The sequence below is a fragment of the candidate division KSB1 bacterium genome (assembly GCA_022562085.1).
Lineage (GTDB): Bacteria > Zhuqueibacterota > Zhuqueibacteria > Oceanimicrobiales > Oceanimicrobiaceae > Oceanimicrobium.
This window is the reverse complement of sequence record JADFPY010000193.1, coordinates 1-8,411: the sequence shown is the minus strand read 5'-3', so window position 1 is coordinate 8,411 and position 8,411 is coordinate 1. Positions and strand designations below refer to the sequence as shown.

The 8,411-nt window shown below is 45.8% G+C and carries 4 protein-coding genes; 3 read left to right on the top strand and 1 reads right to left on the bottom strand.

What is annotated here, in order from left to right; genetic code table 11:
* Positions 1-315 precede the first annotated feature (315 nt).
* From IH879_14885 to IH879_14875, 3 genes are all read left to right on the top strand, one after another.
* Positions 316-1,566 (top strand): TlpA family protein disulfide reductase, encoded by a 1,251-nt coding sequence (locus IH879_14885; GenBank protein MCH7676218.1) that lies wholly within the window; start codon positions 316-318, stop codon positions 1,564-1,566.
* Between the two features lie 153 nt (positions 1,567-1,719).
* On the top strand, positions 1,720-2,682 hold the full coding sequence (locus tag IH879_14880; GenBank protein MCH7676217.1) for an MBL fold metallo-hydrolase: 963 nt from the start codon (positions 1,720-1,722) through the stop codon (positions 2,680-2,682).
* A 52-nt stretch (positions 2,683-2,734) separates the two neighbouring features.
* On the top strand, positions 2,735-5,293 hold the full coding sequence (locus IH879_14875) for a DEAD/DEAH box helicase family protein (GenBank protein ID MCH7676216.1): 2,559 nt from the start codon (positions 2,735-2,737) through the stop codon (positions 5,291-5,293).
* 152 nt (positions 5,294-5,445) lie between these two features.
* On the opposite strand, the gene IH879_14870 is transcribed toward IH879_14875, so the two are convergent.
* Entirely contained in the window at positions 5,446-8,346 is a 2,901-nt protein-coding gene (locus IH879_14870) for a PD40 domain-containing protein (GenBank protein ID MCH7676215.1), read from the bottom strand.
* Between the last annotated feature and the right edge of the window lie 65 nt (positions 8,347-8,411).

Below are 8,411 nucleotides of genomic sequence, written 5' to 3'. Positions count from 1 at the left end.
TTTAAGCCTTTAACCACTCTTTAATATTCTTTATTCATTTCTAGAAAGGCTTGAGCAGCAATTTTATGTTGTGAAAAGTGAAAAGTTCGATATCGAGGATGTTATTAAAAAGTTTGAAAGAATCCAGTGAAATTAGTAAATTTTGCTATTACTTCTCCAACTTCCTTTCTGCTGATTTGTGCTAAGCTTCACTTGGTTTTTTGTACAATTGACGTTTAAATTAAAATTCGCTATATTCTCTTCATGCAAAATCTCATTCAATCTACTACACTCACATTTATAGTCAAAAGGTCTCAATATTGAGATTGTTTTCAAATGACAAAAATACCTAAAGACATCCTAAAAAAATACCTTCCCCTAACTGCCGTTTCAGTAGTGGTTCTAACTTTAATCCTCTGGTTTGCCCTATCAAGACCAAAAGAATATAAAGCACAATTGGCGATGGAATCTGACGCCATGTCGATTGTCAATTATTATAATCCGAAACGCATAAGATTGCAGGAGCAGCCCCTTGAATCAAATATTAAATTGCCTGAATTCACATTTCCGGATCCAAAGTTTGGTGCGCTGGTCATTGGCAACGGCTCCGACTCTTTGATTACCATCGCCTTGGATGAATCTCCTGGCAAAGGTGAGAGTTTTCTGTTTATCGATAGAAACAACAACGAAGATTTAACCGATGACGAAGACTACGATTGGGATGATGACAAAAGTACCTACTGGACTAAAGAAGTTTTGGTTGACGTGAATTATAAAGACGGCCCCGAGAGAGCCGTTCCCTATCCAATCACTTTTTATCGTTATAAAGACCGTCTGCATGACTCCATTGTGGCCTTTCGTAGTGGTTATCGTAAAGGGTTCGTTACCCTGGGGGATTCAACTTATAAAATTGGGCTCTTCGATGACGACCTAAATGGACTTTTCGACGAACCGGAGAAGGGCGCATTCGTTGTCGACATTGATCGAGACGGAACTTTGGATGGCGACATAAACTCCCCGGAATATTTTGATCTCACAGCCTCTTTTAGCATTAATGGCCTCAGCTACAAAGTAAAAAAAATTTCACCTTCCGGCGACCAAATTACTTTTACAAAATCGGCTTCCGTTATTTTACCCAGAACTGCGGTGCAGCCAGGTCTCTCGGCGCCTTATTTCCAAACATCCGATCTCAACGGCAATATGATCGACTTAGCCAATTTTAAAAACAGAGTTGTTTTAATAGATTTTTGGGCAACCTGGTGCAAGCCGTGGGAAAATGAACTAAATAATTTGAAAAAAAATTACAATAAATATCAAGGTCGCGGATTTGAGATCATCGGGATGAACCTTGATTATGATTTAGATTATTTACGAGAGTTTCTTGGCAAGTATGAGATCCTCTGGCCGCAAATATCAGATGGCCAGGGTTGGGACATGGCTCTTGTTAGCGATTACCAGGTTTCGGCGCTCCCTAAAAACTTCCTGTTAGATCGTCAAGGGGTGATTCGTTACAAAGATCTACGCGGTGAGAACTTGCGGGCAAAAATCTATGAGTTATTGAATGAACCGGAAATTTCAATTAACTGAGTAAGACAAAAGTTACGTCCACTTTCCAGGACCTGAAACAGCCGTTCAGCTATCGAGGTCTCTCCACCCTCCTTTATTTCTACCCTCCTTTATTTCACCTTGAACTTCTTCCGACAACATTGTATATTCGTGAAACAGCTATCAATAACAAGCATGATATTTCACTACGATAAAGGTATAAAAATAATCGGCTCACAACTTTGGCTCGACGCTCATCGTTCTGTGGAATTCTGCTGTGTTTCCCATGCGCATCTCGATCACGCAAAAAAACACGGAAAAGTAGTTGCTACCCCGGAGACGCTTTTCTTCTTAAATCAAAGGATTGGAAAAACCGGATCGGTGAAGTTAGGATATGCAGAACCCTGCGAGTTCGAGGGCTGTAAAGTGACCCTTTTCCCGGCCGGGCATATTCTGGGGTCAGCACAAACGCTCGTGGAAGTAAACGGATTGCGGCTACTCTATTCCGGAGACTTCAACATGAGGGAGAGTGCTGCGGCCGAACCGATTATAATTCCGGAAAGTGATATTTTGATTATGGAGTGCACTTTTGGAAAGCCAATTTATAAGTTCCCATCAAGGAAGCAAATTGAGGAGCAGCTAATCTCTTTTGTTGAAAAAAGCATTGAGGATGGTTTCGTACCCGTGGTGATTGGGTATGTCCTCGGAAAGTCGCAAGAGGCGATGAAAATCCTGGGTGATGCCGGATTTGAGATGAGCGTGCACGGTTCCATTGCCCGCTTAGCCAAAACTTACGAAGCCTTCGGCATCAAATTAGGAAAGTGGGACAGATATAAAAAAGATGAACTGGAGGGTAAGGTAGTAGTTGCTCCCAGAACCGCCCTTAAAACCCGAATGTTAAAAAATATAGCACGGAAGCGGACAGTTTTTCTGTCGGGTTGGGCTATACATAATGGAGCAAAGAAGCGTTACGGTGTGGATGAGGTTTTACCGCTCAGCGACCACGCCGATTTTGCCGGCCTGCTTGAATACATCCGGCAGGTTAAGCCCAAGAAAATTTACACAACACACGGTCCGCGTGCATTCGCATTTTATTTAAGACAACTCGGCTACAATGCCGAACCGTTGCAGCCAGCGAAACAGTTGGAGTTGTTTTAAGAATTTGGTGTCCAAGCTGAGCTTGAACACCGAATTAACTTATTATTTTCATATGACATCAAAGCTTAAGAAATATTTTTCAGAAGAAGCAGCTAAACTTGCACAAAGACAAATCGAAGACTCCGGCGGTAACGAGGTCTTTTTTGTCGGCCACCTAAACAGGGTCAGGCAGGTGACCAGCGTTGAGGTCTTTTGCCGCGGCAATGAATTTGAGGTTCCGGCATTGCTGCAAGTCGCGAGGCAGGGGAATGTTGTCATCCACAACCACCCCGGGGGCGTTTTGCGGCCGTCAAGCGCGGACACTCACATCGCTTCTATTCTCGGCAATGACGGCATCGGGTTTTATATTGTCAATAATGAGGTGACCGATGTTTATGCAATGGTTGAGCCGTTTGCTGAGAAAAAAGTTCGACCGATTGACAGCAACGCCCTTGCAAAACTTTTCGATAATGATGGCCCGATTTCCAAAAAACTTGATAATTATGAATTCCGGCCACAGCAAATTGAAATGATGAAAGTTGTAAGTCAGGCCATCAACGAAGACAAAATTGCAATTGTGGAAGCCGGTACCGGAACTGGAAAAACGCTGGCCTACCTCTTACCTGCCATTACTTACGCAGTTGGCAATCGAGAGCGGATAGTCATCTCTACAAACACCATTAATTTGCAGGAACAATTAGTGAATAAAGATTTGCCGTTTCTGCAGTCGGTGTTTGCTCAGAAATTTAAAGCGGTGTTGGTGAAAGGAAGGACGAATTATGCCTGCAAACGTAAATTAATGGAAGCCGATCAGGATTTGGATTTGTTTTCTGAGCAGGGAGATAAATCCGAGCTCAAAACAATCCTCGACTGGGCCAAAACCACAAAAGACGGCAGCAAATCCGATCTCAACATCGTGCCGCGCTATGATGTTTGGGAAAAAATTCAATCGGAGAGTGACACATCTTTGAAGACCCAATGCTCGTTTTATAACGAGTGTTTTTTTTACTCAGCGCGCAGAAAAGCTGCCGTCGCAGATGTACTGGTGGCCAATCACCATCTGCTCTTTTCCGATCTAGCGGTGCGGGCGGCAAGGGGCGCCTCGGAGAACGCCATTTTACCTACTTACGACCGAATCGTCCTTGATGAAGCCCACAACGTTGAGGAAGTAGCCACAAGTTATTTCGGCACGCGGGTAACCTCACTCGGTCTTTTGCGCATGTTGGGAAAATTGTACCGGAAAAAAGGCAGTGATGAAAAAGGGCTGCTTATTTATCTTTCCGGCAAGTTAATGAAAGTTGCCCGCCGCATGCCCCACGAAGATTTTTTAAAAATCCAGGAAGGCTTGCAGGAATCAGGTGTTACAGAAGTCGAAAAGTTAAAGGTTTCTCTGGCGGCGGCCATGGACAAAATCTTTGAAATAGTTGCCGGATCTGATTCTCAAAATGCTAAGTTTAGTGAAAAAAAATTACGTTTGACCCCGTTCATTGTTGAGCAGACGGAATGGCAGGAAAATGTAATTGAGTTAGCACAATCGCTGGTCAAAGAAATTCACAGGTTCACAGCCCGGTTGAACGAACTATTGAGAAAGCTCGAAGCTATTCGAATGAAAATTGGGCTGTCCACTCTTTCTTTGACCATCGATTTACAGGCGCAGCTCGATAGATTGGATTTGGCCGCAAACGACATCGAGCACATCCTCCTGGAGCAGGATGAGGCTCATGTGCGCTGGGTAGAAGTCAAAATTGGTTACAAAAGCGCGCAAATCGTGCGCCTGCAATCCTCCCCTCTGGATGTCGCACCTATTTTAAAAGAGACCGTTTATGAAAAATTCAAAAGTATCCTGATGACGTCGGCGACTCTAACAGTCGAGGGCAGGTTCGATTATTTAAAAAATCGTTTGGGGTTGAATGCCGTCGCACCGGATAAAATTCTGGAGCGTCAGTTAGCTGCTCCTTTTGATTATGAAACCCAAACGCTGGTAGCCATCCCCACCGACGTCCCGGAGCCCAATAGCCCGAGTTTCGTGAATGAGATTACTGAGCTCATTTTCAAGTCGGTGGAGATTTCACAGGGGCGGGCTTTTGTACTTTTCACGTCGTACGGTTTGCTGTATAAATTGTACAACGTGCTCAAACCGCGAATAGAAGCGCTTGGCTTTAATGTTTACAAACAGGGTCAGGAAAACCGCCACCGTTTATTGGAGCGTTTTAAAGATGATAAGACTTCCGTTCTTTTTGCCACCGACAGTTTTTGGGAGGGGGTCGATGTACACGGCGAGTCGCTGGAAATGGTTATCATTACCAAGCTGCCTTTCAGGGTGCCGACCGAACCGATTGTCGAAGCGCGGGTCGAAGCCATCGAGCGGAGGGGCGGCAATGCTTTCCTGGAATACACGGTTCCGCAAGCTGCAATCAAATTCAAACAGGGATTCGGCCGCCTGATTCGCAGAAAAACCGACCGGGGTGCAGTTTTGATTTTGGATAAACGTGTGATTCAAAAAAGATATGGCAGGGTGTTCTTAAATTCTCTGCCAAAATGTAGAACTGTGTCTGGAAGTAATGATCAGGTTTTGTCTGAATTGGAGAATTTTTATTCGAAAGGGAATTCTGGCTTAATCACAAATTTTTAATTTAGCTCTCGAATAATCTTACTCCAGAATACTCAAAACGGACGGTAGCGAAAATTAGCGTAGCGGTTTCCGAAACCCAAGAAATAAGACGCAATTTAGTCATGGACTGATTAGAGTAATGCCAATGCTGCCTTTCCGGGGTGATCTTACTTTCAATCCCGAAGCAGTTTGAGTGAAAAAAACCATTCATTTGATTTTCTTCGTGCGCTGAAAGCTCGAGCAAATCCAAAGGAGAGGGTGGATTCCAGATTGAACCAATGGTTAAAAACAAAATTGACCTGAGCGCCCAGGCTCAGCCATTTGTTCTCGGGTTTTGCATCAAGAATCAGAGCCTGTGCAAACCAGGAGGCATACGCATGACTGAGAAAATGCTTCCAGAGCCTGGGCCTGCCTGCTCGCACCGGAGGGAAAGCATGCTCAATCATCACCTTGGCAAAACGATCGGTGCTGAGGGAGTAGATTGGAATCCCCGAAAAACGAAACAACTCTCGATATTGCTTCACCGGTTTGTCCTCGAGTTTACGGTTGCCAAATCCGCCGAAATAAAACCTCCCAATCGCCAGATCATAACGGTTTACCAAAAGGCCCCCACCCAACGTTAACACAAACACGTTATGCGGCCACACCCAGGTGGTGAATCGCGTCCATTGAAAATGCAGACCATATGCAACCTGAGGGTCTTCCAGACGACTGGCCAGAGTCATCCCGGTGAGAGTCCAATCGTACCCGGATTCACTGTCAACACTACCAATGGCACGGCGGACGCTGCGCGAATTCAAACTGCTTTCAAAAACAAAAAAATCCGAGTTGAGAACAGCGATAACATTATCATTGATCGCTTTGATTCCGGTGAAATAGGTCAGTTCGGTTGTTTGCTTGATCTTGTGTGGATTGTCAAATTTCCAATAGTGTGTGTTGCCGATCCCCAGCTGCGTACCAATCAGTCCGGCTTTACGATCGTTGAACAGATCGTAAAACGTTGACGCGTTGTGTTTAACAGTTAAACTGTACCGCTTGTTGTATTCGTACTTTGCTCTGAGGTGATAATTTGGTTCGGCAGCCTTGCTATCAAACGGCGAAAACCCAAATTCCAGGCTCAGGTCGTGTGTAAAAAGCGGATCTGCCAGATGGCTAAAGAAGCCCACCACTTTTTGATCCTGAAAGCCGCTGATGGTTGGAAAAAAAGAATGGAATTTCAAGCTCCCGAGTCCCGAATACCGCTGCAGCTTGGGCAAAGCTGAGTTTGTACCGTTTGTTTGCTGCGGTGATGCCAGATCGATTTCCGTCACCCCGGGATTGCGATCGACCACCAGCTGTCCAAAGTATGCGATTGCTGGCAACCGAACAGCCGGCTCATTGGGGATAATTACCGGGATGAATCCCTCGCTACTAAATTCAAAAGCAAACAAGGAGCGCTCGTTGATGTAGACAGGTCGAAATAGACCGCGTAAAGTGTGACTCATTGCCACAGTCTCCCTGGTTTCGGCATCGTAGCGGTAAATGTTGGAAACACCGTTGGTGTAAGCGCTCCAATATAGATAGCGCTCATCCGGACTCCAGGAGGGAAATTCCGGTGAACCGTCAGTACTGATCGATTTGTAAATAAATTTGCCCTGGCTTTTTAATGTCGCAACATTCGCAAGGATGATAGCCTGCCTGCCGTCGGCGCGGTGCAAGGTGGCGGCTAAGATTCTGCCCGATGGACTGATTGCCAGGTCATGAATCACGTCCCCCAATTCAAATTCCACCACAGGTTGCAAGCGCGAATAGGGATGAGCGGCATAAACGAGCGCAGCCTTTCCTCCGGAATGGCGCACGCCCCAAAGCTCGTGGCTTGCGGAACTAACAGTTATTGCACCCACCCTGGCATCTTCAAACAGCTTCTTCTTTTTCTTTGTAACCAGATTCAGACTCCAGATATCGCGGTATAGCTGGTTATTATTGGTCGTGAAAAAAAATGTTTTTAACTTCTTGTTATAAGCTGTGGAGGCTATCCGGATTATGCTGGGCGTGGGAAGGGTGCCGATTTTGCTAATGGTATGGGCTCTGAAATCGAGGACTTGAATAGTGGTCAGCTTATGAGGTTGATGGATGCCAACAATTATTTTTGCAAGGAGATCATCGTAGTGAGGCTGTGTGACCCACCCAAATGGAGGCCAGAGCCGCCTTATGGCCGTGGTAGGGGCGGCGGACAACCTGCGAAGATTTCCCCTTTGAAAGCGTTTTTCAGCCGCGACAAAATATTCCCACATAGTAGAGAGGTCGAAGCCAAACATTGACCTGATTTTGTCATCGAATCCGGGATAAAAAGTGTCGCCGGTTCTGTTGTACCAATCATAAAGTGCATCCACGCCAAAAGCCGCTGCCAGAAACGCCGCAAAGCGGGCACCAAATAAGTAACTCCGGGTTTCGAGCAGGAAGGAATTTGAAAGATTGCTTGCTTCTAACTGCATGGGGCCGGGAAAAGATTTACCCTCGAGAACCAGGGAGCGAAAATACATTTCATCAAAATTGCCGAGAACTCTGCCGTAACCTCCGCTCAGCCAGGTTTCCATGAAAACCGCAATCCCCTCCTGATGCCAGCGGGGCGTATAACGCCCTGCGCTGGTTATCAGGCTGTAGAAAATTGATAATGGCTGTTCTTTTTCGGGGGGTACTTTTGAGAATAGAAACCTCGAATACGACTCTAACCTTGAAGCCTGATCCGTGACAAAGATATGCACCAGCTCGTGCGCAATGAGCCACTGGATTCGCTCGTTGTAAGGGATGTTCTCATATCCCGGCTCCAGAGGCTCAATTTCCAGACGAATTGAGTTGTGGGGCACCGCTGTGGCCCCAGCCGAACCATAATCGCTAAAGTCATGGATCGTAATCACGATCTTTTCGGAGGGCCTAAAGTGGAAAAGGCGCGACAAACGGTCCAGGGCGGTCTCAGCCGAATTGACGATGTGCGGCACCAGATAACCGTGGGGCTCAAGATAGTACACCACAAAGTGCTCGCTCTCATGTTCGAACCATTTGAGCTGAGCTTGCCCTTCTTGGTGAAAAGCCATAAGCCAAAGAAGCAAGAAGAGCAATAATTTGCAGTCTAAAAATCTGGTCGATGTTGAGGAGTTGA

Bases quoted from the DNA above. Each gene is read 5' to 3' on its own strand.
- IH879_14885 (MCH7676218.1), top strand. From the start codon at position 316: ATGACAAAAATACCTAAAGACATCCTAAAAAAATACCTTCCCCTAACT.
- IH879_14880 (MCH7676217.1), top strand. From the start codon at position 1,720: ATGATATTTCACTACGATAAAGGTATAAAAATAATCGGCTCACAACTT.
- IH879_14875 (MCH7676216.1), top strand. From the start codon at position 2,735: ATGACATCAAAGCTTAAGAAATATTTTTCAGAAGAAGCAGCTAAACTT.
- IH879_14870 (MCH7676215.1), bottom strand. From the start codon at position 8,346: ATGGCTTTTCACCAAGAAGGGCAAGCTCAGCTCAAATGGTTCGAACAT.